This is a genomic window from Kiritimatiellia bacterium (genome assembly GCA_025054615.1).
GTDB lineage: Bacteria > Verrucomicrobiota > Kiritimatiellia > CAIVKH01 > CAIVKH01 > JANWZO01.
This window is the reverse complement of the sequence record JANWZO010000002.1, coordinates 172696-197182: the sequence shown is the minus strand read 5'-3', so window position 1 is coordinate 197182 and position 24487 is coordinate 172696. Positions and strand designations below refer to the sequence as shown.

At 61.5% G+C, this 24487-nt stretch carries 18 protein-coding genes and 1 pseudogene; 12 read left to right on the top strand and 7 right to left on the bottom strand.

The features are described from left to right. Positions 1-122: 122 nt before the first annotated feature. Both NZ740_01760 and NZ740_01755 read left to right on the top strand, forming a co-directional pair. Positions 123-1172, top strand: coding sequence for a hypothetical protein (locus NZ740_01760; protein MCS6770734.1), 1050 nt, complete (start codon positions 123-125; stop codon positions 1170-1172). 16 nt (positions 1173-1188) lie between these two features. Beyond that, positions 1189-2616: a hypothetical protein gene (locus NZ740_01755; protein ID MCS6770733.1), complete on the top strand. Its 1428-nt coding sequence runs from the start codon at positions 1189-1191 to the stop codon at positions 2614-2616. Positions 2617-2995: 379 nt separating this feature from the next. On the opposite strand, the gene NZ740_01750 is transcribed toward NZ740_01755, so the two are convergent. Beyond that, positions 2996-4972, bottom strand: coding sequence for a hypothetical protein (locus NZ740_01750; GenBank protein MCS6770732.1), 1977 nt, complete (start codon positions 4970-4972; stop codon positions 2996-2998). Positions 4973-5250: 278 nt separating this feature from the next. Here NZ740_01750 and kdsA point away from each other — a divergent pair, with 278 nt between their 5' ends. The 10 genes from kdsA to NZ740_01700 all read left to right on the top strand — a co-directional run bounded on the left by kdsA (position 5251) and on the right by NZ740_01700 (position 14712). Beyond that, positions 5251-6081 carry a 3-deoxy-8-phosphooctulonate synthase gene (gene kdsA / locus NZ740_01745; protein ID MCS6770731.1) on the top strand — a complete coding sequence of 277 codons (831 nt, stop codon included), beginning with the start codon at positions 5251-5253 and terminating at the stop codon, positions 6079-6081. Continuing rightward, positions 6059-6595 carry an HAD-IIIA family hydrolase gene (locus NZ740_01740; protein MCS6770730.1) on the top strand — a complete coding sequence of 179 codons (537 nt, stop codon included), beginning with the start codon at positions 6059-6061 and terminating at the stop codon, positions 6593-6595. The genes kdsA and NZ740_01740 overlap by 23 nt, the downstream gene beginning before the upstream one ends. Next, on the top strand, positions 6592-7065 hold the full coding sequence (gene lptC, locus NZ740_01735; protein MCS6770729.1) for an LPS export ABC transporter periplasmic protein LptC: 474 nt from the start codon (positions 6592-6594) through the stop codon (positions 7063-7065). The genes NZ740_01740 and lptC overlap by 4 nt, the downstream gene beginning before the upstream one ends. Then, positions 7062-7574, top strand: a complete 513-nt coding sequence (locus NZ740_01730; GenBank protein ID MCS6770728.1) for an LptA/OstA family protein — start codon at positions 7062-7064, stop codon at positions 7572-7574. Before lptC ends, NZ740_01730 begins: the two co-directional genes overlap by 4 nt. Continuing rightward, a complete protein-coding gene (lptB, locus tag NZ740_01725) occupies positions 7564-8295 on the top strand; it encodes an LPS export ABC transporter ATP-binding protein (protein ID MCS6770727.1) in 732 nt (243 codons plus the stop codon). Before NZ740_01730 ends, lptB begins: the two co-directional genes overlap by 11 nt. A 49-nt stretch (positions 8296-8344) precedes the next feature. Continuing rightward, positions 8345-9286 carry an HPr(Ser) kinase/phosphatase gene (hprK, locus tag NZ740_01720; GenBank protein MCS6770726.1) on the top strand — a complete coding sequence of 314 codons (942 nt, stop codon included), beginning with the start codon at positions 8345-8347 and terminating at the stop codon, positions 9284-9286. Beyond that, a complete protein-coding gene (locus NZ740_01715) occupies positions 9283-9597 on the top strand; it encodes an HPr family phosphocarrier protein (protein MCS6770725.1) in 315 nt (104 codons plus the stop codon). The genes hprK and NZ740_01715 overlap by 4 nt, the downstream gene beginning before the upstream one ends. Before the next feature lie 3 nt (positions 9598-9600). After that, a complete protein-coding gene (gene ptsP / locus NZ740_01710; protein MCS6770724.1) occupies positions 9601-11373 on the top strand; it encodes a phosphoenolpyruvate--protein phosphotransferase in 1773 nt (590 codons plus the stop codon). 41 nt (positions 11374-11414) lie between these two features. Further along, entirely contained in the window at positions 11415-12593 is a 1179-nt protein-coding gene (gene metK / locus NZ740_01705) for a methionine adenosyltransferase (protein MCS6770723.1), read from the top strand. A gap of 118 nt (positions 12594-12711) precedes the next feature. Next, positions 12712-14712 carry a beta-galactosidase gene (locus NZ740_01700; protein ID MCS6770722.1) on the top strand — a complete coding sequence of 667 codons (2001 nt, stop codon included), beginning with the start codon at positions 12712-12714 and terminating at the stop codon, positions 14710-14712. A gap of 59 nt (positions 14713-14771) precedes the next feature. On the opposite strand, the gene rpiB is transcribed toward NZ740_01700, so the two are convergent. The 6 genes and pseudogenes from rpiB to NZ740_01670 form a co-directional block, all read right to left on the bottom strand. Beyond that, the gene (gene rpiB / locus NZ740_01695; protein MCS6770721.1) at positions 14772-16451 is read right to left on the bottom strand and encodes a ribose 5-phosphate isomerase B; all 1680 of its coding nucleotides are present in this window, start codon (positions 16449-16451) and stop codon (positions 14772-14774) included. 78 nt (positions 16452-16529) lie between these two features. After that, a pseudogene (locus tag NZ740_01690) lies at positions 16530-16919 on the bottom strand (low molecular weight protein arginine phosphatase). A gap of 233 nt (positions 16920-17152) precedes the next feature. Further along, complete coding sequence (locus tag NZ740_01685; GenBank protein MCS6770720.1) at positions 17153-18379, bottom strand: S41 family peptidase; 1227 nt, start codon at positions 18377-18379, stop codon at positions 17153-17155. A 48-nt stretch (positions 18380-18427) separates the two neighbouring features. Continuing rightward, positions 18428-19711: a phosphoribosylamine--glycine ligase gene (purD, locus tag NZ740_01680; GenBank protein MCS6770719.1), complete on the bottom strand. Its 1284-nt coding sequence runs from the start codon at positions 19709-19711 to the stop codon at positions 18428-18430. A 126-nt stretch (positions 19712-19837) separates the two neighbouring features. Further along, positions 19838-21448, bottom strand: coding sequence for a peptide chain release factor 3 (locus NZ740_01675; GenBank protein MCS6770718.1), 1611 nt, complete (start codon positions 21446-21448; stop codon positions 19838-19840). Positions 21449-21476: 28 nt separating this feature from the next. After that, positions 21477-24473: a PAS domain S-box protein gene (locus NZ740_01670; GenBank protein ID MCS6770717.1), complete on the bottom strand. Its 2997-nt coding sequence runs from the start codon at positions 24471-24473 to the stop codon at positions 21477-21479. Positions 24474-24487 lie beyond the last annotated feature (14 nt).

Sequence of the window (24487 nt, the reverse complement as noted above, 5' to 3'; positions counted from 1 at the left end):
AAGACGCCGTCGAAATCCATTTCCATTATGTAGCGTAGAACTTCTTCAAATGCTGAAATCGGAATTGCCGATTGCCTTCCTTCCGTGCGTCATCTCCTGATATGCGCATGGCCTGACTGAATATGATCAAATACTGGATTTCCCTTCTTTGCGTAGTTGTCGTTTTTTCCTCGGCGGAATGGCTCGCGCGCCACATGCTGCCGACGGTTCCCCGCTCCGAGGACGTTCCACGCAATCCGTATCGGTTTCGCGGGTGGCCGGAATTTACCCGGCTTGGGCCAGCCCCCGACAACCATGCGCGGATCGTTTGGCTATCGAATTCTCAGGCCTATGCGGGTGAACTGCCGGCAAACCGCATATATGTCGACAAACTCGAGCGAGCGCTCACGAAGGACCATGTTGGCGGCTTCAAGAAAATTGAGGTGCTCAACTGGTCATTCGACGGCGTAACATCCCTCGAGTTGACAATTCTGGCGGCTTATCTTCATTCCGCGTCGCCCGATCTGGTGGTTGCTGCTGTTGGAGCTGCTGATTTTAGTTCACTGAATTTCCACCGCCCGATCTCGGAAGTACGGACAGACATCCCGCGGCTGATCACAGATTCCGCGGTTAGGCGCACACTGCCCCCTTCATTCCGAAGACGTCACATGCCATGTAAAGATGTTCTGACCGAATGGGCAAGGGACCGCTGCGCGCTGCTGCGATTCCGTGAATTCGCATGGTCGTGGTTGGATCAGCGATGGAGTGGGCTACTCGTGGGCCTCTACGCTCCATCGCTCAACTATCATCCGTGGAAATTGGATCGCGTTTCACGCCGCGCCTCTCTCGGCTCGCCCCCCTGGCGAAAGCGCATGCCTTATCAGATCGATTATGGCATCCAGTCGCGGGAACTCCTTGCGGAGTTTCTCGATTTGTTCGCGGCGATTCCGGCCCGAAACCACTTGGTGATTTTGACGCCGCGATTTCTCGAGCATTCGGATCCAAATCTGGCGATGGACATTGCTTTCGGTCAGGATATCCAAGTGATAGCGCAACACCGTGGGATACGGGTGTGGGACGATCGACACCTTTTCGGTCGCGAGGCGTTTTTTGACGGTCTACACTTTCACCCGCCCTTTCATCAGGAATATTGCGACCGCCTGATGAGGGATCTTCCTTCTGTGCTTCAGTAGAGCCAGGGCTGAACTTATGTTGTTCCACACCTACACATACGCTGTTTTCCTGCCGATCGTGCTCGCGCTTTATGCGGCGCTCAATCCGCGCGGTCGACAGATAATGCTTCTGGCCGCTAGTTATGTTTTTTATTGCTGGGTAACCCCATGGTACGGATTTTTACTTTTGGGCTCGACCTTATTGGATTATTACGTAGGGCTCCGTATCGAACAATCCCACCATCTCAGAAGGCGCCGATGGTGGCTGATGGTAAGCCTCGTCGGGAATCTCGGTGCGTTAGGATTCTTCAAATATTCTAATTTTATCGGGGAAAACGTTTTTGCCCTCGCCTCCTTGATGGGCAGCCCTCGGCAGTGGGAACCCCTGGATATAATCCTGCCGGTCGGCATATCGTTTTACACTTTTCAGACCATCAGCTATTCGATTCAGGTCTATCGGCGGCAATATCCCGCAGAGCGGGATTTTGTCGCATTTGCCCTTTACGTCTCCTTCTTTCCTCAACTAGTGGCGGGACCAATCGAGCGCGCCACTAATCTTCTGCCCCAGCTCAAGCGCTTTGAGCCTCTTCGGTGGGACAATATTCAGGCGGGTCTCGCGCGAATTACGATCGGTCTGTTTCGCAAACTTGTGATCGCCGACCGCATGAGCATCGTAGTCGACGGAGCATTCGGCGATCCGGCCTCCTGCTCACTAGGCGTTGTCTGGCTCGCCCTCTTTTGTTTTTACGGGCAACTCTATTTCGATTTTTCAGGTTACGCAGACATCGCCATTGGTTCTGCCCGCCTTTTGGGCATTCGGCTGCAGGAAAATTTTCGGCGGCCGGTCGCCGCATCCAGCGTCATCGACTGGTGGAATCGCTGGCACATGACGCTGACCGGCTGGTTTCGAGACTACCTCTTCACCACCCTTGGCGGATTTAAACGCGGTCGTCTCCGCGCAGCACTCAACGCCGCCGTGGTGATGGCGCTATGCGGATTGTGGCATGGCGCTGCATGGCACTTCGTCCTCTGGGGACTTTGGTGCGCTCTGTGCATCTCAGCAAACTATGCCGTTCGGACGTATTTCCCTAAGCGAAGCGACTTACGCGCAAACATATTCATCCGTGCTTCCCGGTTCATAGCGGCGAATGCACTCGTAAATCTTCTCGTCATCATAGCGTTGTTATTGTTTCGATCTCCCGACTTTGAAACGATGCTTACCTTTGCGTCTGCAATGATAGATTTCAATTCTTCGGGGAAAACATTTCCACCCTACTTATGGATTTATGTTGCGTTCCTGTTTGTATGGTATGCGGTCGAAATTCTGCTCGATCGCACCTCAATAGCGAAAATCTTGACGCGTCTCCCCCTTCCCATCCGAGCCATCGGCTGGGCTCTGCTCGTGATCGTAATCGCGCTAGGCTCCGTAGACCTAAGGACTCCCTATCTCTATTTCAAATTTTGACCGATTCCCGAATTCAGACAGAGGATCCCTGCGAATTTAAGAGATCGACATTTGCTCGCCAGAAGCCGTGATACCAGCTTGAGCCACTGGCAAAGCCCATCGTCACTCATTCGAGAGATCCTGGTATGGATCCATCCATGCACGTCCGGGCCAAAGGGAAAGCCTCAAAATATTGATAACGGATCCATTTATCGGTGCGATTCCCTTTTCGGCTCTTTCTCTGCACCCCAATTCCCCTCGCAGCGTCAAATCCATTCGACCTAAATTGATAACGCATACGGCCACGAATCGACTTTCGCATATGACATCAAATTCGTGAGCGCGAACGTCATCGATTCGATCGCCACTCGTTTCCCGCACCGAGTGTGCAGGGGGCGGCTCAAGGGGGTTCGGCGGTCACTCTCAAAAACAGCACTGGGCCGGTAACACCCGATAGGTCATAAACATTCGTGGGTGGAGTTCCGGAGAGGTTCGTCGTCAACGGCCACCACGACGACGATCCCAAGGCTGATGCACCTTCGACGCGATACCACACATTCGTCTGGCTTTCCCACCGGAGTCGCCAAGTTCCGGATATATGTTCGAATCCGGCGATCTGCGGCGGCTCAAGGGCCGAGGGCGCCGTCACCACCGCCAGCGTGTTCGAGAACCCCCCAGAGATCGTCCTAACGCGCGGGAGCCAAGACGGCACATCGCGTTCGCCCCGGCCGTTAGAGCCCCATCCTCGCACCGTATGATTTGTAAGAATTGCCCATGTATGGTACTCCCCCGCTGCCAGTCCGATCGCCGGCTCCAGATCGAGCGGCACGTTGGACTGCCCTTCGTTCGAGCGTCCCCACGCCACTACCGCGCCGTCGCTTCGCAATGCGGCGCTGTGAAGGCCGCCCGCCGCGATGGCCACCGCGCCTGTCAACGAGGAGGGCACAGTGGATTGGCCGAATGAATTCTCTCCCCACGCATAGACGACCCCATTGGACGTCATCGCAAGCGAATGAAATCTTCCGGCCGCGATCGCGACAACCTGGCTAAGGCCCGAGGGCAGAGTGCTTTGGCCATAATGATTCCACCCGGATGATCCATTCGTCCCCGCGCCCCACGCCACGACAGTGCCATCTCCTTTGAGCGCCATGGAATGAAATCCGCCGGCCGCTATGGCGACAACTCCGGACAACGAGGGAGGAACCGTACTCTGTGCGTAGTGAGGCCAAATGTCCTGTTGCCCACCACTGCCGGCACCCCAGGCAACCACCGTGCCATTTGCGCGGAGTGCAAGGGTGTGGTAGTCGCCGGCCGCAATGGCAATGACATTCGTCAGGTCGGATGGCACATTGGTTTGCCCATAGAGGAAGTCACCCCACACCATCACTGACCCGTTTGCGCGCAAAACGGCAAAGTGCGCGCCTCCCGCCGAAACGGCCACCGCATCCGTCACCGAGCCCGGAATGAAGACCTGCCCGTGCGTATTCCATCCCCATGCCACGAGCGAACCATCCGCTCGAAGCGCCACGCTGTGATCATCGCCTGCTGCAATACGGACGACATTTGAGAGAGTCGGCAACACCTGCGATTGCCCAAACAATGATCTCCCCCAAGACACAACGGTCCCATCGGACTTCAAGGCCAAGGAATGATAACCGCCCCCTGCGATATCGACCACGTTGCTCAAGCCGATCGGCACGGTACTCTGCCCGTAGTTATCGGCCCCCCAGGCCACGACGGTTCCATCAGACCGAAGAGCCAGCGTATGATTGCCGCCCGCCGCGATTTTCACGACGGCGGTCGCCGTCGCTGGCACGTTGGTCTGGAAAAACCAATTATTTCCCCACACGAGCACAGTGCCGTCGTAGCGAAGTGCCACCGAGTGATTGGCCCCGGCGGCGATTGCCACGGCGTTCGTCAAGCCCGGCGGAATTGTACTTTGGCCCGAAAAGTTGGCTCCCCACCCCACGATTGTGCCGTCTGAGAGGAGCGCCAGCGAATGATGATGACCTGCAGCAACCGCCACAGCATTTGTTACGCCGAACGGTACCGTACTCTGGCCATAAAGATTGTCTCCCCAAGCCAAGACCTTGCCATTGGCCTGAAGCGCCAACACGTGGTGGAGTCCAGCCGACACCGCTACGACCTGTGTCGCGGATACAGGAATCTCACATTGGCCGAATCCATTATTGCCCCAGGCAGCGATGCGCCCATCCCGCGTGAGGACGACGGTGTGCGAGCCACGCGCTGCGACATTCGAAATCTCCCCAACACTCAGAGGAAGGATTCGATTCCCCCAAAAAACCATCACGCCGCGATTGGTCAGAGGCAAACGCCAGTATGGCAAACCCTCCTGAGCGATTGCTGAAAACGACAAACACAGAATGATCGCACAAACAGCCCTGATCCATCGAAAGCCAGATTTCACACAATCCCCCCTCGCGCACGCGAATCTTCCGCAACTTAGCCGCTACTAAAAATTACTAACTTGTCTACAGGGATAAAGTCAACATCGTAGCTACCCAAACGACCAAAAGTTGTCCGTCGCCTGATCAGATTACTGGCTTTGTGCGAGGATTGCTTTATCGGTATCCGATACCCCTAAAATGCGAGCTTGGAAAAACCCGCCCCTTCTGATATCAAGGTCCGCTTCGCATGTCTTCGACGTTCGCCATTCGAATTGGACCCGTTGAAATCGGAGGGGGCGCCCCGTTGGCGTTGATCGCCGGACCCTGCGTAATTGAAAGCCGAGGGGGATGCCTTTCCCTCGCCAAGCGGTTGGCAAAATTGGCGGAGGAGGAAAAGATCCCTCTCATCTTTAAGGCCTCCTATGACAAGGCAAACCGTTCGTCGGCAGCGTCGTTCCGAGGTCCCGGACTGGAAAAAGGGCTCGAAATCCTCGCCGAGGTGAAGGAGACCACCGGCCTGCCGGTTCTCACCGATGTCCATGACCCTCTTCAGGCCGAGCGGGCAGCAGACGTGGTTGATGTCCTCCAGGTGCCAGCGTTTCTGTGCCGACAGACAGACCTCCTGCTCGCGTGCGGTCGAACCGGACGGGTAGTCAACGTGAAAAAGGGCCAATTCCTTGCGCCGGAGGACATGGCCAACGTCGTTGCCAAACTGGAAGGCACCGGAAACCGGCAGATCATGCTCACTGAGCGCGGCACCACCTTTGGTTACCATAACCTCGTGGTCGACATGCGGGCGTTGCCGGTGATGCGGGCGTTCGGCTACCCGGTCGTCTTCGATGCCACGCACAGCGTTCAGAAGCCGGGCGGCGGCGGGACCTACACGTCCGGAGATGCATCGATGGCGCCTGTGCTCGCCCGCGCAGCAGTCGCCGCCGGGGTAGACGCCATATTCCTGGAAACGCACGTGAATCCCCAGAAGGCCCTTTCAGACAAGGACAACGCGATCCCTTTCTCCCGGATCCGAGAGCTTTGGCGGGTGTTGAGGAGGGTCCATGACGCGGTCGCCGGAAGCTAAGGCCGCAAGGATCGAGGCCATCGCCTTCGACGTTGATGGTGTCCTCACCCGTGGCGAACTCGTTTACGGGCCGGAGGGCGAATTGCTGAAAATATTTGACGCGCGCGATGGCCTCGGGTTTACGCTGGCGCGGGACGCCGGAATTCGGCTCGCGATGATTTCCGGCCGGACCGGCCCTGCCCTTCGCCGGCGCGCCGACGACCTGAAGGTCGACCTGCTCATCGAGGGCGCTCTGCAAAAGGCGGACGCGCTGCTTGAATTTTGCGAAAAAATCGGTGTCGAACCAGATCGGGTCTGTTATGTCGGCGATGATCTCATCGACCTACCCGCAATGCGGGAAGCCGGGCTTGCCGTGGCCGTCGCAGATGCCGCCCCGGAAGTCCGCGCGGAGGCCGATTGGGTGACTGAGCGGCCCGGCGGCGCCGGTGCAGCGCGGGAAGTGATTGAACTCATTCTCAAAGCGAAGGGCATGTGGGACCCGATTGTCCAAAAGCTGGCGAGGGGAGAGGAATGAAGCGAGTCCGGAAGCAGTTCGCCGGAATCACCGCTTGGGCGCTTATCCTGGCGGTCCCGTCATCAGGACAATTACGACAGGCGGAAGAGCAAACCATCACCGGATTCCGGGTGCCGACCTACGACCGGGAGGGCAACATGACCTCCCAGGTATTCGGCGACCGCGCGCGAATCCTGCCGAACGGCCTCGTCGACATCGTTGAGCTGAAAATGGAATTCTATGGATCCAACACCGCAGGGACAACCAATCGCAACGTGGAGATGCGAATCTCCTCTCCGCGCTGCCTGTACCACCGCGGGACGGGCATTGCGACTTCCGATGCCCCCGTCCGGATCGCCCGCGAAAACATGGTCGTCACCGGTGTCGGCTTCCAATGGTTCGGCGATGCGCAGCGCCTTGAGATTTACAATCAGGCCAAGGTAGTGTTGAAGGACATCCGGCGCGGAGCCGAGACGGAGCTGTTGCCATGAAGCGGATTTGCCCGCTGTACTTGATCCCCCCCCTCGTATTTGCCCTCGCCACCGGAGCATTTGGTCAAACCGCGCCGGAGGCCGAGGACAATCTCACGGTCATCACCTCCGACCGACTGACGTTCGACTACCAAAAACAGTTCGCCCTGTTCGACAAGAACGTCGTGGTCGTTGACCCCGAAATGCGGCTTTATGCCGACCGGTTGACGGTGCGTTTCGGGCCGGACAACAAAGCGCAGGAGATCAAAGCGGAAGGCCGAGTCCATATCATTCAGGCCGACAAGGAGGCCCGCGCCGAGATCGCGATCTACAATTTGATCCAGGGCGTCATCATTCTTACCGGAAAGCCCCAGATCACCCGCGGCAAAGACGTGTTGACCGGCGAAAAGATCACTTTCTGGCGCGACCAGAACCGTTTGCTCGTTGAGCCGCGGGCCCGGTTGATCCTCCAGTCCGAGCCGGGCCAGAACCGTCCCAATTTGTTAGACGAGGCGCTCCGTGGTCGCTGACGCGCTCGTTCGAACTGAGGATCTGGTCAAGGCGTATGGCGGCCGGAAGGTTGTCAACGGCGTCAGCATCGAGGTGCGCCGCGGCGAGATCGTGGGGCTGCTCGGACCCAACGGCGCTGGCAAGACGACCAGCTTTTATATGACCATCGGCTTGGTGAAGCCGACGTCGGGGCGCGTGTTTTTCCAGGGCCGCGATGTGACGCGGGAGCCCATGTATCGACGCGCAAGAATGGGCATGGGGTACCTTTCCCAGGAGCCTTCGATCTTTCGCCGGCTCACCGTTGAGGAAAACGTCCTGGCCATTCTCGAGACCCTGCCCCTGACGCGCCGCGAGCGGCGAGCCCGCCTGCACGCCCTGCTGGATGAGCTGAAGATTAGCCATCTGGCCAAACAGAAGGCCTACACGCTCAGCGGCGGCGAACGCCGGCGGCTCGAAATCACGCGCGCGCTCGTCACAACCCCCTCCCTAATTCTGCTGGACGAGCCGTTCAGCGGCGTCGACCCCCTCGCGGTATACGACGTCCAGCAGATCATCATAGAGCTCAAGCAGCGGGGCCTTGGAATCCTGATCACCGACCACAACGTCCGGGAAACACTCGCCGTGGTGGACCGCGCCTACCTGATCGCCGAGGGAAAGGTCCTGCGCGAAGGGACCAGCGAGTTTCTGATCAACGACGAGGTGAGCCGCCAGCTTTATCTGGGACCTCGTTTCAGCATGTGAAAGGATGGCGCTGGCGCCGACAGCCCCACCGCCCAACTGACCGACTGACATGTCCATCACCGTTCGACAATTTTTTGAAGCCGGACGAGAAAGCCTCGAGCTGGAGATCGAGGCAGGCGCGGAATACCTCGACACGCCGGTCACGGAGGCAGCGCTGAATCGCCCCGGCCTCGCACTCGCCGGCCACTTCCAGTATTTCCCGGTGCACCGACTGCAGGTCATGGGCCTCGCCGAATATTCATACCTCCGGAGTTTGCCGGCGGAGGTCCAGGCAACCCGACTCGACCAGATGTTCGCCCACAAGATCCCGGGCCTGATCCTGACCCGCGCGCGCCATGCCACGGCGGAAATGAAAACTCTCTCCGCCCGCTACAAAATCCCCGTGCTGCGCACCAGTATGATCACCGGGCGTTTCATCAGCGAGGCCACCGTCTTGCTCGCCCTTTTGACCGCGCCCACTACGCGCGTTCACGGCACGACCGTCGATATCATGGGAATCGGCGTCCTGATTGAGGGGGAACCTGGCATCGGCAAGAGCGAGACCGCGCTTACTCTCATCGAACGCGGCCACAGCCTCGTGGCGGACGATATCACCGTCCTTCGCCGCACGAGCGAAAAGGTCATCATGGCCTCCGCGGTCGACATCACCCGCTACCATATGGAAATCCGCGGCCTGGGCATCATCCACGTCCCCAGCCTTTTTGGCGTCTCGGCGATGCGTCGGGAAACCACGCTCGACCTTATCGTCCGCTTGCAACGCCCCAGCCCAGAGATTGAAAATGACCGCAGCGGTCTGACCCCCCAGTTCCGCGATGTCATGGGTGTCTCCATCCCGCTGATCATCCTGCCCGTCGCAGCCGGACGGGACCTCGCGCACGTGGTCGAAGTGGCGGCCATGAATCAGAAGCTCAAAAACCTCGGTCACGACGCCGCGAAAGAACTCGACGAAAAGATTGTCAAAACGATGCTGGAACGGAGGGCGCGGCCATGACTAACCACCCGCATGGTACCCGCACGGAACGCCCTGGCAACCAGACGCTGACCCGGGAGTTCACCATCCTCAACAAATTCGGGATCCATGCCCGCCCCGCAGCTCTGCTCGTGAAGACGCTCAACCGCTTCCAGGCGGATGTCACGATCGAGCGGGAGGGCATGAAGGCTTCCGGCAAAAGCATCATGGGCCTCCTGACCCTCGAAGGTTACCAGGGCTCCGTGCTGAAGGTGACCGCGACGGGCCCAGACGCAGCGGAGGCGCTTGACGCCGTCGGCGAACTTATCTCAAAAAAATTCTACGAGGAGTAACCGGTGGATGCGGCGACCGCCAAACGAGTGGAACTGCAAGGGATCGGCGTCTCCCCGGGTGTCGCCACTGGACCGGCCTTTCTGCTGACCACCGAAGACGATCGAATCGTCGAACGAACGATCGCCGACGACGAGGTCGCGCGCGAAATTGCCCGCTTCGAAGACGCGCTCATCGAAACCCGCCGTCAGCTCCACGATATCCAGCGTCAGGTTAGCGCCGCCATCGGTCAGGAAAACGCCGGCATCTTCGACGCGCACCTGCTCGTCGTGGACGACCGCTCGTTCGTCGAGGAGGTCCTCCGGGGCCTGTACACCTACAAAAAAAATGTCGAAACAGTTCTTCGCCTCGTCTCCGAGCGCTACATCGACGCGCTGCGGAAAGCCGAGGACGACTACCTCCGCGAGCGCGCCGTAGATATCCGAGACGTCAGCCGGCGCATCCTCCGCAACCTTTCCGGCGCCGCTCCGACCCGCCTGGAACACGTGGAGCAGCCCTGCATCCTGATTGCGAACGACCTCGCGCCCTCCGACGCCGCCACGCTCAACCGCTCCAAGGTCCTCGGCTTTGCCACGGACCTCGGCAGCCCCACATCGCACACCGCAATCATGGCGCGCGCATTGAACGTACCGGCTATCGTCGGCCTTCATGACGTGAGCGTCCGCGTCTCCAGGGGCGACCCGGTTCTCATCGACGGCAACAAGGGCATTCTCATCATCAACCCTACCCTCGAGGACCTTGAGCGGTATGGCAAGGCCGAGGAAACTCGCAAATCCATCCAGTCCCTGCTGGACCGCATCCGCCACGAACCGGCGGAAACGCTCGACGGCTACCACGTCGTCCTCTCCGCCAACATCGAATTGCCCGGCGACGTGGACGCCGTGATTGCCGGCGGGGCGTCCGGCGTCGGGCTTTTCCGAACCGAATATCTGTACCTCTCCAAAAAAAACCTGCCCGATGAGGACGAGCAGACTGAAATCTACGTCAACCTCGCCCGGCGGCTCGCCCCGGCCCATGTCGTGATACGTACGCTGGACCTTGGCGGCGACAAGTTCCTCTCTACCGTCAAGATGCCGCAGGAGATGAATCCGTTCATGGGATGGCGCGCCATCCGCTTTTGCCTGGCCCAGCCTGAAATCTTCAAGACTCAGCTCCGGGCCATCCTTCGCGCCAGCGCCCACGGCCACGTCAAGCTCATGTATCCTATGATCAGCAACCTCGACGAGGTGCTGAAGGCCAACCTCCTTCTTGACGAATGTAAGGAAGAACTGCGCTCGAAGGGTATCCCCTTCAACCCCGACATCGATGTGGGCGTCATGATCGAGGTCCCCTCCGCCGCCCTCACCGCCCACCTGATTGCGCCTCACGTCGATTTCTTCAGCCTGGGCACGAATGATCTGGTCCAGTACACGCTGGCCGTCGACCGGGTCAATGAACGTATCGCATATCTTTATCAACCGACGCACCCCGCGATTGTGCGCCTGATCAAATACACAATCGACGTCGGCCATCAGCACGGCATCTGGACGGGCGTTTGCGGCGAAATGGCGGCCAACCCGTTGATGGTGCCGCTACTGATCGGCCTTGGGGTGGATGAGCTGAGCATGAGCGTGTCGGCCATTCCGCTCGTCAAGGACGTCGTACGGAAATTGCGGTTCTCCCAGGCCGAAGAATTGGCGTTCACCGTCCTCGAGCGGGAATCCGCCTTCGAAATCGCCCAGTTGTGTCGGGACCTCGTCGGGCGCGTGGCGCCGGAAATTCTTGATCTTTTGGGCTAAAACTCTACTTTCACCCCTTCGCTTGCCCACAGGAGATCACCATGTCCGTGCGCGATTTCATCTTCACCTCCGAGTCCGTCACAGAAGGCCACCCCGACAAGCTTTGTGACGGCGTCTCGGATGCCATCCTCGATGCCATTCTGGCCCAGGACCCCAAAGCGCGAGTCGCCTGCGAAACGCTGGCCAAAACCGGGATGCTCGTCATCGCGGGAGAGATCACAACCACCGCCGTCGTCGACTATGCGAAAGTCGCGCGCGACAAGGTCTGCCGGATCGGCTTCAATAGTTCCGAAGTGGGGTTCGACGGCAACATTTGCGCCGTGCTCGTCTCCCTCGACAAGCAGTCGCCGGACATCGCCCAGGGGGTGGATGCCCGCAAGGCCAAGGGCAAAGCCACCGCGGAACAGGGCGCGGGCGACCAGGGCATGATGTTCGGCTATGCGTGCGACGAGACCCGTGAGCTCATGCCCATGCCCATCATGCTCGCCCACAAACTGACCGCCGGGCTCGCCAAAATGCGACGCAACGGCAAACTCCCCTTTATCCGGCCCGACGGCAAATCCCAGGTGAGCGTCGTCTACGAAAACAATCGGCCCGTCCGTGTCGACAACGTCGTCGTCTCCACCCAGCACAGCCCCGACATCAGCCACAAGCAGCTACGTGAGGCCATCATCGAAGTGCTTATCAAGTCCGTCGTGCCGTCCCACCTGATCACGCGGAAGACCCAATTTTTCGTCAATCCTACAGGCCGATTTGTCATCGGCGGCCCGCAGGGCGACTGTGGTCTGACCGGCCGGAAAATCATCGTTGACACCTATGGCGGCATGGGCCGCCACGGCGGCGGGGCCTTTTCCGGGAAAGACCCCTCCAAGGTGGACCGCAGCGCGGCCTACATGGCGCGCTATATCGCCAAAAACATCGTCGCCGCCGGCCTGGCGCGCCGCGCCGAGGTCCAGCTCGCCTACGCAATCGGATATCCCGAACCCGTGTCCGTCCTCGTGGAGACCTTCGGCACTGGCAAGGTCGACGAAGCCCGCATCGAAAAAGCCATCCGCGCGGTCTTCGGCCTCAAACCCGCGCAGATCATCGAACAGCTCAATCTCCTGCGGCCCATCTATGAGGCGACCTCCGCCTACGGTCACTTCGGCCGGACCGAGGACCTCGACACGTTCACGTGGGAGCGCACCGACAAGGTCGAGGCCCTGAAAGCCGCAATCTGAACGATTGATCTCTCGCAGTCACCCGGTGCGGAACTCGTCTGTTACCGGGTTGAAAAAACCGGCCTCGACACCGGTTTCCTGATCCATCATCACAAAAGGTTGGAAAAGGAGACCAGGCATGACGACGATACCTCGCTGGCCGCAGCGCCAGGTTCACCTCGACTTCCACACCAGCCCTTATATCCAGGACGTCGCCACCGAGTTCGATGCGCAGGAGTTTGCTCAAACGTTCGTACGGGCCCGCGTGAACAGCGTCACGATTTTCGCGAAATGCCATCACGGCTACACCTATTTCCCCAGCAAGGCCTGTCCGCCCCACCCCGCCCTCCGCGGGCGAGACCTGCTCGGTGCGCAGATCGAGGCCCTCCACCGCGTCGGCATCCGCTGCCCCATTTACATCACCGTCGGTTGGGAGGCCCGCGCCGCCCAGGAAAAGCCCGAATGGCGCGCAATGTACAAAAACGGACGATTTGGCGACTGGCCGTCGGAAAAACCCGGCATGTGGAAATTCCTGAACTGGCTTCATCCCGAATACCAGGACCACATCGCCGCGGTCACCCAGGAGGTTCTCGACCGCTACGGGCGCGACGTGGACGGATTTTTCTACGACATCGTGTTCTTTCCAAAGGGCGCCTGCTGGTCACCCGAGTCCATCAAGTTCCGCGAGAAGTACAATCTGTGGGATGACAGCCTTGCAGGGTTCGAGCACTTCCTGGCTCGGGCGCAGGCCGCCTTCTCCGAACGCTTTTATCGCCAGATCCTCGCCGCGCGACCCGACGCCACAGTCTTCATCAACGCGGGAAGCGATTCCTTCCTCAAGCGCGGGCTCGGCGCCCGCGCCCGCTACCCGTTCATGACGCACATGGAAATCGAGTCCCTCCCCTCGGGTTTTTGGGGCTACTACCATTTCCCCCGGCTGGCTCGGTCTACCGGCCACTGGGGCAAACCTTGGCTCGGCATGACAGGGCGATTCCAAACACTATGGGGCGATTTCGGGGGCCTCAAACCCCAGCCCGCCCTCGAATACGAATGTTTCCGCTCCCAGGCCATGGGGGGCGCAAATTCAATTGGCGACCAACTGCCTCCCCGCGGCAGACTTGACGCGGGCGCATATGATTTGATCGGCGCCGTCTACTCCCAATGCGAATCCGCCGAGCCGTTCTACGAAGGCTCCTCAGCCCTTCCCCAGGTCGGCATCTACACCAGTGGAACGCCTGGCGTGGACGGCGACTTCACCAACACCATCGACGAGGGCGCCATCCAGATGTGCGATGAAGCACACTATGACTCGTTCCTGCTCGACGCCGAAGACGAGATCAACGGCCTTGACCTGGTGATCCTCGGCGACGGGTGCACCCTCACACAGGAGGTGGTCGAAAAACTCCGTGCCTACTACGCAGCCGGAGGAAAACTCCTCATCAGCCACAAGGGCGGGTTTGATGAGAGCGGGCGCTGGGCGCTCGATTTCCTGCCGATCCGGATTGAAAAAGAGATGCCCTACGCCCCGAGCTACTGGCGCGCCACCGCATCATTCTGGCCTGAATTTCGCCGAAGCGATCGCGTTGTTTACGAGCGCGGCCTGCTCGTCAGCGCGCCCGGCGTCGAGATGCTGGTCGAGCGGGTCTTCCCCTATTTCCAGCGCGACGACGTCCGTTACTGCTCACACCTTCAGACACCGCCTCGCGCGGAGGGAAGCGGCTACCCCGCAGTCGTGGCTGGCGAACGGTTCGTGTATTTCGCCGACCCGATCTTCTACGAATACCGCACCCACGGGAACATCGCCGTCCGGGACGTCTGGAAACGCTGCGTCGAACGGCTTATCGGCCCGCCGCTGGCCGGAGCGGGCCTGCCCTCCACCGTGCTGGTGGTCCCGCGCCGGCGCGGCACCGACCTGATCATCACGCTCCTCCACTACATCCCGGTGCGCAAGGCGCTGAAAATCGACATGATCGAGGAACGCTCCTCCTTCGCAGGCGAAATCCTCCGCGTCCGCGGAGCGAAATCGGCGCGAATCTTTGGCGGCGCACCGCTCAACGCGATCGGACCGGGCGAATTTGAGCTGCCACCCGCCAAGGGGCGGCTGCTTATCGAAATTCCCGGCTACTTCCAATCCGCCTGAGCCGGATATCGGCCCGTACCCCAAAAAACGAAATGCCGCCGTCGCGCGGCGCGCGGAAGTCAGGGAACCGGGAACCGCGCGGTAAGCTCGAGAACCTCGCGCCGGACGGCTTCAATTACAGATTCGTCGCCGAGCTTCTTCAGGATGCGGGCGATGAAGTCGGCGATCTGTCGCATCTCGGGCTCTTTCATCCCCCGCGTGGTGACCGCCGGGGTACCCAGCCGGATGCCCGAGGTGACAAACGGGCTCTTCGCATCAAACGGAATCGCATTCTTGTTCACTGTGATGCTCGCGCGGTCGAGCGCGGCCGCCGCGTCCTTTCCGGTGATGCCCAGCGGCGTCAGGTCCACCAGCATGAGGTGATTGTCCGTGCCGCCGGAGCAGATGCGCATGCCCGCCTCCGCCAGCGCCGCCGCGAGCGCGCGGGCATTGCTCACAATCTGTTGGGCGTATTCCCGGAAGGACGGCTGCAGAGCCTCGTGCAGGCACACCGCCTTCGCCGCAATGATGTGCATCAACGGCCCGCCCTGGACGCCGGGAAACACGAGTTTGTCGATGTCCGCGGCGTACTGCTGACGGCAGAGGATCATGCCGCCTCGCGGCCCGCGGAGTGTCTTGTGGGTGGTGGTGGTGACGAAATCAGCATACGGCACCGGATTCGGATGAACACCCCCCGCCACCAGCCCGGCAATGTGCGCCATGTCCACCATCAGTAGCGCGCCGACGGAATCGGCAATCTGGCGAAGCCGCGGGAAATCAATGATGCGGGAATAGGCGCTCGCGCCCGCGCAGATGAGCCGGGGCTTGTGCTTTGCCGCAAGGTCCGCCAGTTCGTCGTAGTTGATCTGCTCGGTCTGGCGATCCACGCCGTAGGGCACGACGTTGTAAAATCGGCCGGAAAAATTGAGCTTATGTCCGTGGGTGAGGTGCCCGCCGTGGGCGAGGTTCATCGCCAAAATCGTGTCGCCGGGCTGGAGCACCGAAAAATACACGGCCATATTCGCGGAGCTGCCGCTGTGCGGCTGGACGTTGGCATGCTCCGCGCCGAAAAGCTTTTTCGCTCGGTCGATCGCCAACTGCTCGACCTCGTCTACATGCTCGCACCCGCCGTACCACCGTTTGCCAGGGTAGCCCTCGGCATACTTGTTGGTTAGAACACAGCCGGCGGCCTGCCTCACCGCGCGGCTGGCATAATTCTCCGACGCGATCAGTTCCAAATTCCGGTGCTGGCGATCCTCCTCGCGGCGGATCGCCTCATAAACCGCGGGGTCCGTCTCAGCAACGGCATCTAACCCAACCGAGGCAGCCGCGGCGCGCTCCATCTTTTGAACACGGCGCTCGTGTCGACCTCCTTCGAAAGAGGCGCCCAGCCATGCATCGAGGATCGCGGGTACATCGGCCGGCTGGCTGAGCGTAGCTCCCAGCACCAGGATGTTCGCGTTGTTGTGGGTGCGGGCGAGACGAGCCATGTCCGCGTCAAACACCAGCGCTGCGCGAACATTCGGGAACCGGTTGGCGGTCATGCTCATGCCAATCCCCGTCTTGCAAATCAACACGCCCTGATCCGCCGCGCCTTGCGACACAAGGCGGGCCACCACTTCCGCATAATCGGGGTAATCGACAGATTCCTTTGAGTGCGCGCCTAGGTCTTCCACTTCCACGCCCCGCTCTTCCAGCGCGCGCTTGACAGCTTCCTTCAGTTCAATGCCTCCGTGGTCGGCTCCGACAACAATCTTCATGGCTGGCATCCGGCCTCCCGTCGATCTCAACTGATTGGTCTGCTCCAATATCTCCAACAGCGCATCGGCCACCGCGCGGTCAATCTGGTCCCGCGTCTTACGGTAAACCTCGAGCGATTGCCCGATCGGGTCCGGCACGTCGGCCGCGCCACGCCCGGCGCCAAATTCGGTGAGCAGCCTCACCTTACCGGCCACCTCCGGAAAGAGCGCCCGGACCACCTGCGCATGATGCGTCGTCATCACAATAATCCAATCCGCCGCCGTCGCCAAGCTGCGGGTCAGGGGGCGGCTGCGATGCCGGCTGAGGTCGATGCCCCATTCCTTCAACGCGGCCTGAGCCTCGCTGCTTGCAGGCAACCCCGGGGCGGCGGCGACGCCGGCCGAACCGATATTCCAACCGGGGCGATCACCCAGACGGTGGCGAAAAATGGCCTCAGCCATGGGGCTCCGGCAGACGTTTCCGGTGCACACAAACAAGATGTTCGGCATGCGGCCTGGCTTAGATTCAACCCTTCAGATCGCGGCGGACCGCGGCGCGCGCTCGAATTCGCGCGACTGCAACGATACCGGATGCGCCAAAAATTTCCATGCTATGTAAAAAATTTTTTTGGGGCTTCCATGCCATGGAAATTCATCCCGTTAGACAAGCGCCATCGCCTCGCATCCCGACCGTGCGCGGCTGGACCCCGCGTCGGAAGACCTCACTTCGCTCGGATGTTCAGCGCCTTCAACCCCAGCAGTACATCGAGCGCGCGCCGGAGCACTGGATCGCCGCGCACACGGCCGCGCAGGGCGCGGTCAAGCGCCTCTTCGGGCAGTTCCGTGCGGTCGGGATCCGGCGGCGGCTCGAATTCGGACCCGCCCGAATCTGCCTCAACTAGAATGTTCGGATAAACTCCGGAAGAGCCGTCGAATACCGTGCCGCTCCCCGTCACAAGCGTACGGGTGGCGACATAAGCGACCAAACTGCCGGGCAGCGCGATGCCGTCCCGGAGAAGGAGATCCCCGGCCGTCGGGCGGCCGAGCGTGAGGACCCCGCGCAAATGGTCCGATGCGATCGCCGCGAAGAGTTCCGCGGCGCCGGTAGTAGACTCATCGACCAATACCATGACCGGGATCCTAAAGGGGCGCGATTCGCCCGGCGCCAAACGCCGCTCGAGGTCATTCCCGCGGCGGTCGCGGAAGGTGTAAAGGAGCGCGCCAGGCGCGGCGAACATCGAGGCAAGACGGGCTGCAACCTCAACATCGTCACCCCCGGCCCCGCGCAGGTCAAGAATCGCGCCGGCCAATCCCGCCTCCTCCCAATCGCTCAGCACGAGGAAAATCTGTTCGGACCGATTGCTGTAAAAGCCGTTGACGCGCAGGTAGCCGATATCGCGCGGCCACGTTTCCCGTATTTCCACCGCCGGCAGGGGCTGGGCAACCCGACGGACAGACACGGTCGCCTCCGTCCCGCCCCGCAAAACCGTGGCGGCCAATGATTCGCCGCCGGGCGCGCGTAGTCGGGCGAGCGCAGCGCCGATCGAGACATTTGTGACGGGAGCCGCGTCGACCTCCAGCAGATTGTCTCCTACCTGCAGACCCGACTCCACGGGGCCAGTCGAGGCCACACGGGGGAAGCCGTTGGATATCGTGATGCGGACGTCCGGCGCAAAGACGATCCCATTCCTCTCCGCGAGGAAACGGGCCCATTCATCCGGCGCAAACAATCTTGCCCGGGGGTCCGCCTCTCGGACAACGCACCGCAGCAGCGCATTGCGGTCCGCGATTTCGCCAAGGCCCGCGCCTGCCGCCTGCAGAGTATCGAGCGCGGCCCGCAGTTCCTCCAGCAACGATTCCGCCGGCGAGGCGACCGGTACTGTCGCTGTATCAACCTGCCCTTCCCCGAGGGGCCTCGGCCGGAGGCGTCGGCTCGGCAGGAGGAGCACCGGCGAACGCGGCGGCTGCGGCCACCAGGCAGGCTGCGAAGAGGGCGGTCATGTGCGCTGCAACGCCCGCGCCCCAATGTCCGTGCGATAGTGCGCGTTCGCAAATCGGATCCGCGCGACAGCATCATAGGCGCGCGTGACTGCCTGCCGGAGCCCCTCGCCGACCGCAGTGACGCCGAGCACGCGGCCGCCATCCGTCACCACCTGGCCTCCGCGCAGCGCAGTGCCCGCGTGGAAAATCATGACGCCCGGAAGCCGAGACGCCTCGGCTAGCCCTTGGATCGGATCGCCCTTGCGGTACGAACCCGGATATCCGCCGGCAGCCATCACAACGCAGGCCGCGGCGCCTGGCCGCCATCGCACGTGGGACTCGCGAAGGCCGCCTTCGGCGCATGCGAACAACGCCGGAAGCATGTCGCCCTCCCAAAGGGGGAGAACGGCCTGAGTTTCGGGATCGCCAAATCGGCAATTGAATTCGAGGACATGCGGGCCCTGAGATGTCACCATCAGGCCGGCATACAGAACTCCGCGGTACACGATTCCACGCTTCCGCAGTTCCCGGAGGACCGGCTCGAAGATTCGCGCACGGATTTCGGCCAAGCGTTCCTGCGGGACAATCGGCGCGGGGGAATAGGCGCCCATCCCACCCGTATTGGGGCCCTCGTCGCGATTGAAGGCGCGCTTGTGATCCTGGGCGGTGGCCAGCGGCACAATCACCTCACCGTCTGTTAGGGCGAGGACCGATGCCTCCTCGCCGACGAGAAACTCCTCGATCAGCAGTCGCGCGCCAGCCTCGCCGAAGACGCCGCCGACCATCGCGTCGTGTATCGCGTTTTCGGCTTCGGGAAGCGACCGGCAGACGACCACGCCCTTGCCGGCAGCCAGACCGTCCGCCTTCACCACGATCGGCGGGCGGAGGGATCGCGCGTGGGCTCGCGCGGCGGCCGGATCATCGAACGCCGCGGCGCGGGCCGTGGGAACGCCCGCCGCCAGGAGCACCTCCTTCGCGAAAATCTTGCTGCCCTCGAGCCGGGCGGCATCGCGGGTGGGTCCGAAGACACGGAGTCCAGCTGCAATGAATCGGTCGGCAATCCCGGCGCAGAGAGGCGCCTCAGGTCCGACAACCGTCAGGTCAGGTTTGTTGGCGGTTGCCCATGCGAGCAGGCTGTCGATGTCAGTCGCGGAAATAGGAAGGTTTTCTGCGATTTCGGCCGTTCCGGCGTTGCCGGGCGCGCAGACGAGGCGCGGCTTTGAGGAATCTTGGGCCAGTTTCCACGCCAGCGCGTGTTCCCGGCCGCCGCCGCCGACGATCAAAATAAGCGGGGAATTCATAGGCGCGGCAGTGTAGAGAACGTGGCTTCGGTTGAGAAGGCACAAAGGTCGGTCGCGGATACCGGCTCAACGAACACACATCCGTCTCCGACCTGCCACTGCGCCGACGAGCCGCGCGATTTGCGGTCAGGCGCGGACCGCCGATGCCACGGGCGAGACGGGGTGAAGGCGCCAGCGGGGATGCTTTTGTTGGAAGTAGTCAAGGCTCCATTTTTCAGGGAAGAGGATGACCAGCTCGCCTTCAATGTCCTCAGCCAGCGCCACGCCGGACCCGAGGTATTCACGTTGGACTTCTGCGCGATCGATGCCGGGGTCGAACCAACGGATATGGGTAAACGGCGCAGGCTCCAGCCGCGTCTCCGCGCCATATTCGGTTTGCAGCCGATACACAAGGACCTCGAACTGAAGCTGTCCGACGGCTCCCAGCAGGACCGCATTGGAGACGCTGTTCAACAGGCGGAACTGCTGAATCACCCCCTCCGCGAGCATCTGCTCAAGACCCTGCTTGAACTGTTTGAATTTGGAAGGGTTCGGATTGCTCAACGTGGCGAACACTTCGGGAGGAAAACGCGGAATTTCGCGGTACCGGATCGATGGGTCGGTGGCGAGCGTATCGCCGATGCGGAAGGAGCGGTGCGCGACGAGGCCGACGATGTCTCCGGGATACGCCCGTTCGATGCTCTCCCGCTCAGCGCCGAACAGTTTTTGGGGATAGGCAAGGCGGAGGGGCTTGCCTGTTTCCGGGTCCGGCACGGTCATGTCCTTCTCGAACACTCCGGAACAGACGCGAAGGAACGCGACGGTGTCGCGATGTTTCGGGTTCATGTTGGCCTGCACTTTGAAGACGAACCCTGAGAAGGCCGGATGGTCCGGCGGGATGGCGGCGCCATTGGATCGGCGCGGCGCCGGTGGCGGCGCGTATTCCACGAAATAATCCAGAAGCAATTGCACGCCAAAATTCGTCATCGCGCTGCCGAAGAATACGGGGGTCATGTCGCCGTCCAATACGGCGTCGCGGTCCAGGCGCTCGCCGGCAATGTCGAGCATTTCGATTTCCTGGCGCCAGGCATCATACAGGCCGGGCGGGACAGCGTCGCGCAGCCCGGGATCATCGGGTCCGCTGACCGTGAAGGGAGCGCGGTAGGCGCCGCCAACCACGCGTTCAAAGAGATAGAGGCGCCGCGCAAGGCGGTCATAGACGCCTCGGAAGTCAGGGCCGCTTCCGAACGGCCAGGTGACGGGGAAGGCGCCAATGCCCAGCACCTTTTCGAGCTCGTCGAGCAAGGCCAGGCCGTCGAGGGCGGGCCGGTCCAGCTTGTTCATGAAGGTGAAGATCGGAATGCGGCGGAGCCGGCAAATTTCGAAGAGCTTGCGGGTCCGTTCCTCGATGCCCTTGGCGGCGTCGATCACCATGATGGCGCTGTCGACGGCCGTCAACACGCGGTAGGTGTCCTCGCTGAAATCCTTGTGCCCCGGCGTGTCGAGCAGGTTGATGCAGAACCCGTTGTATTCGAACTGGAGCACCGTGGAGGTGATCGAGATGCCGCGTTCCTTCTCCAGCTCCATCCAGTCCGAGGTCGCGGCGCGCTGGTTTTTTCGTGCGCGAACGGCCCCGGCGAGGTGGATGGCCCCACCGTAGAGGAGGAGTTTTTCCGTAAGCGTGGTTTTGCCCGCGTCGGGATGCGAGATGATGGCAAACGTGCGTCTGCGGGCGATTTCTTCGGCGAGAGTTCCCATAGGAGAGAGGGCGCTGATACGCCGTGGATCAGCGTCCGTCAAGGACTTCTCGGATCAGGGCAAGGAGCGACGCCGGCTTGAAAGGCTTTTGGATGAACTTCACACCAGGCGCGGTCTCGCTATCGGCCTGCAGCGCGTCCGACGCATAGCCGGACATGAAGAGGACGCGCAGCTCGGGAAACTTTTGCCGAAGCAGGCTGGCCAGGGTGGCGCCGTTGAGCCGGGGCATTACCAGGTCGGTCAGCAGCAGATCGATCTGGCCGCCGGCCGACTCGGCGGCAACGAGCGCCTCTTCGCCATGGGCCGCAGACAGGACGCGATATCCCTGTCGGCTGAGCAGCCGCTCGACCAGTTGGCGGAGCATGGCCTCATCTTCCACGAGCAGGATGGTTTCGTGGCCGCGGCCACAGGCGGGAGAATCCGTCGGACGCACCTCTGGTGCCCCTCCCTCGACGCGGGGCAGGTAGATCGAAAAAACGGAGCCGCAGCCGGGCGACGAGCGCACCGTAATGGCGCCCTGGCTCTGGCGGACAATCCCGTAGACTGTCGCTAGTCCAAGGCCGGTCCCCCTCCCCGCCTCCTTCGTCGTGAAAAAGGGTTCAAACAGGTGCTGTTTGACCTCGTCGTCCATGCCCCGGCCCGTGTCGATCACTTCCAGCAGTGCATATCGGCCGGGCGCCACCTCGTAGCGCTCAACGGTCAGCGGCTCGGCGAGATCGACGCGCGCTGTACGGAGCGTGAGCCGCCCGCCGTCCGGCATGGCGTCCCGCGCATTGACCGCGAGGTTGGTCACGACCTGATGCATTTGATCGATGTCGACCAGCACGAAGCCGGCGTCCGGGTCGAGTTCGGTGTGTAGCTCGATGTCCTCGCCGATCAACCGGCGCAGCATCTTCATGAGGTCAAGCAGGATCGCGTTGAGGGCATGCCGACCGACCGCTCGGGGCTGGCGTCGGCTGAAGGCAAGGAGCTGGCGCGTCAGGGACTGCGCGCGTTCCGCCGCCTTCAAAATTTCCTCGATTTCGTTCCGAATACCGCGGCTGCCCGCGGCGTCTGCCAGCAGCAGTTCCGCATAGCCCGTGATGGCGGTGAGGATATTGTTGAAGTCGTGCGCGACGCTGCCGGCGAGGCGGCCAACGACTTCCATTTTTTGGGAATGGCGCAGGAGTTCCTCGCTCCGGCGCAGCGCATCCTCAGCGCGTTTGCGCTCGGTGATATCACGCGCATTAATGATCAGCAGAGGTTGCGCCCCGGTGGCGCCCATCGGCTTGGCCGCGCAGTCAAAGATGCGCCAGTCATCGTTCCGATGCCGAAGGCGGAGTTCCGCCGTAAGAATGGAAGCGGACGGCGAGGCTGCAGACGCCAGGAGCCCGCTCCATTTTGGAACATCCTCGGGGTGCAGCCATGTCAACACTTCCCGGCCGGCCATCTCTTCCGGCGTGTGGCCGAGCGCCCGCTCCACCGAGGGGCTGAGATAGGTGAAGGCGCCCCGCAAGTCGGAAATCGCAATAATGTCGGTCACATTTTCAATAACCGTGCGAAAATGGGCCTCGCGCGTCCGAAGAGCCTCCTCCGCCGCGTGCCGAGCAACGGCCGCGCCGATCGCCCCTGAAAAGGCCTTGAGCACATCGACCTCGCTGTCACTCCACGCGCGCGCGGGGTCCGCATCCTCGAGGCCGACCATCCCCCAGAGCCGGCCATTACATACAACTGGAGCTGCCAGAATGCTCCATACCTCCGCGGGTCCCGAGCCGCCACCTTCGGACCACCGGCTCATCAGGGCCCGGATGTGCAAGCCTTCGGTGAGCGGCGACCGCCAGCCGACCGCGCGATCATCATACGCTAGCGTTGCAGGCGGCTGGACCTCCGTCGGGTCCTTCATCCACAGGGCGCGGAGCCGTAGTTCGCGGGAATCTCGCGCGGATCCGGCGACCTCCTCAAATATATGAACGCGTCGGGCCTTTGCCGCCTCGCCAATAAGCGCAAGGGCTTTCGAGAACGCGTGGTCCAGGTCCGTGGAGGAAATTAGTTCGCGTGTCGCCTGCGCCAGCCCGCGGAGGAGCCTGTCCCGCTCGTCGAGCTGTCGCTCATCATCGCATCGGGCAAGGGCGGTGCCCAGGCTGCACGCGATCGCCCGCAGGGCAGATATTTCCTGAGTGGTCCAAACGCGGGCCTCGCGGCATGCATCGAAACCCAACAGCCCCCAAAGCCGGCCTTTGACAAACACCGGCGCGATGAGGACAGATTGCACGCCTTGTGATGACAGCAACTCTCGCGCATCCCCCGACAGGTCTCGTTGAAGCTTTGCGATGACCTCACCTCGCTCTAATAGGAGAAAAAAATCGGTATAGGTCGGCGAGAGGGGAAGCCGTTTGAGCGCCGGGTTGTCGATTTGAGGAGGAATCCCGTCCCGACACCATTCGTGCGTTTGCGAGGCGAACGGAATGCCGGTCTCCTCGTCGAGGTAAATACGGAACGCGTAGCATCGATCGCTGTCCAGGGCGCCGCCCACCTCCCCCAGCAATTGTGGGAGCAGCCGCTCCGGCTCGGCCGTCGACACCAGCTCTTGCAGCGCGTGCAGGACCGCTTGAAAAAAGCGGGCTCCACAACTTCCGGTCCTGGCGAAGTCCTCACCCTCCGAAAGAATATGGCCCGTGCCGAAAAACAACGCGGTTCTGACCTCCGGATCCTGAATAGGCGTGATTGATGTGGCGACGCGCCGGAATTCGCCGTCTCGCCTTCTCAACCGGATGGGGCGAACCTCAGGCCGGTATGCAGTCGAGCCAGCTCGCATGGAGCCGAAACAAGCTTCTGCATCCTCCGGATGAACGAAATCCTCCCAAACGGAGTGCTTTCCTTCGCCGAGCGCCGCGCCGGTCAATTCGCGAAAGGCCCGGTTGGCGTAAACAAGCCGCCCCTCGGCATCAACCGCCCAAACCAATACAGACGACTCATCGAGCCAATCGGCCTCGATGCTCAAATTCCGCAGCATGGAAAGAGCTGGCGACACCTCGCTACCATTCACAAGATCCGCAGCCG

What these genes read in the sequence shown, in the direction of transcription:
- NZ740_01760 (MCS6770734.1), top strand. Translation starts at nt 123, where the DNA reads ATGATCAAATACTGGATTTCCCTTCTTTGCGTAGTTGTCGTTTTTTCC.
- NZ740_01755 (MCS6770733.1), top strand. Translation starts at nt 1,189, where the DNA reads ATGTTGTTCCACACCTACACATACGCTGTTTTCCTGCCGATCGTGCTC.
- kdsA (MCS6770731.1), top strand. Translation starts at nt 5,251, where the DNA reads ATGTCTTCGACGTTCGCCATTCGAATTGGACCCGTTGAAATCGGAGGG.
- NZ740_01740 (MCS6770730.1), top strand. Translation starts at nt 6,059, where the DNA reads ATGACGCGGTCGCCGGAAGCTAAGGCCGCAAGGATCGAGGCCATCGCC.
- lptC (MCS6770729.1), top strand. Translation starts at nt 6,592, where the DNA reads ATGAAGCGAGTCCGGAAGCAGTTCGCCGGAATCACCGCTTGGGCGCTT.
- NZ740_01730 (MCS6770728.1), top strand. Translation starts at nt 7,062, where the DNA reads ATGAAGCGGATTTGCCCGCTGTACTTGATCCCCCCCCTCGTATTTGCC.
- hprK (MCS6770726.1), top strand. Translation starts at nt 8,345, where the DNA reads ATGTCCATCACCGTTCGACAATTTTTTGAAGCCGGACGAGAAAGCCTC.
- NZ740_01715 (MCS6770725.1), top strand. Translation starts at nt 9,283, where the DNA reads ATGACTAACCACCCGCATGGTACCCGCACGGAACGCCCTGGCAACCAG.
- metK (MCS6770723.1), top strand. Translation starts at nt 11,415, where the DNA reads ATGTCCGTGCGCGATTTCATCTTCACCTCCGAGTCCGTCACAGAAGGC.
- NZ740_01700 (MCS6770722.1), top strand. Translation starts at nt 12,712, where the DNA reads ATGACGACGATACCTCGCTGGCCGCAGCGCCAGGTTCACCTCGACTTC.
- rpiB (MCS6770721.1), bottom strand. Translation starts at nt 16,451, where the DNA reads ATGAAGATTGTTGTCGGAGCCGACCACGGAGGCATTGAACTGAAGGAA.
- purD (MCS6770719.1), bottom strand. Translation starts at nt 19,711, where the DNA reads ATGAATTCCCCGCTTATTTTGATCGTCGGCGGCGGCGGCCGGGAACAC.
- NZ740_01675 (MCS6770718.1), bottom strand. Translation starts at nt 21,448, where the DNA reads ATGGGAACTCTCGCCGAAGAAATCGCCCGCAGACGCACGTTTGCCATC.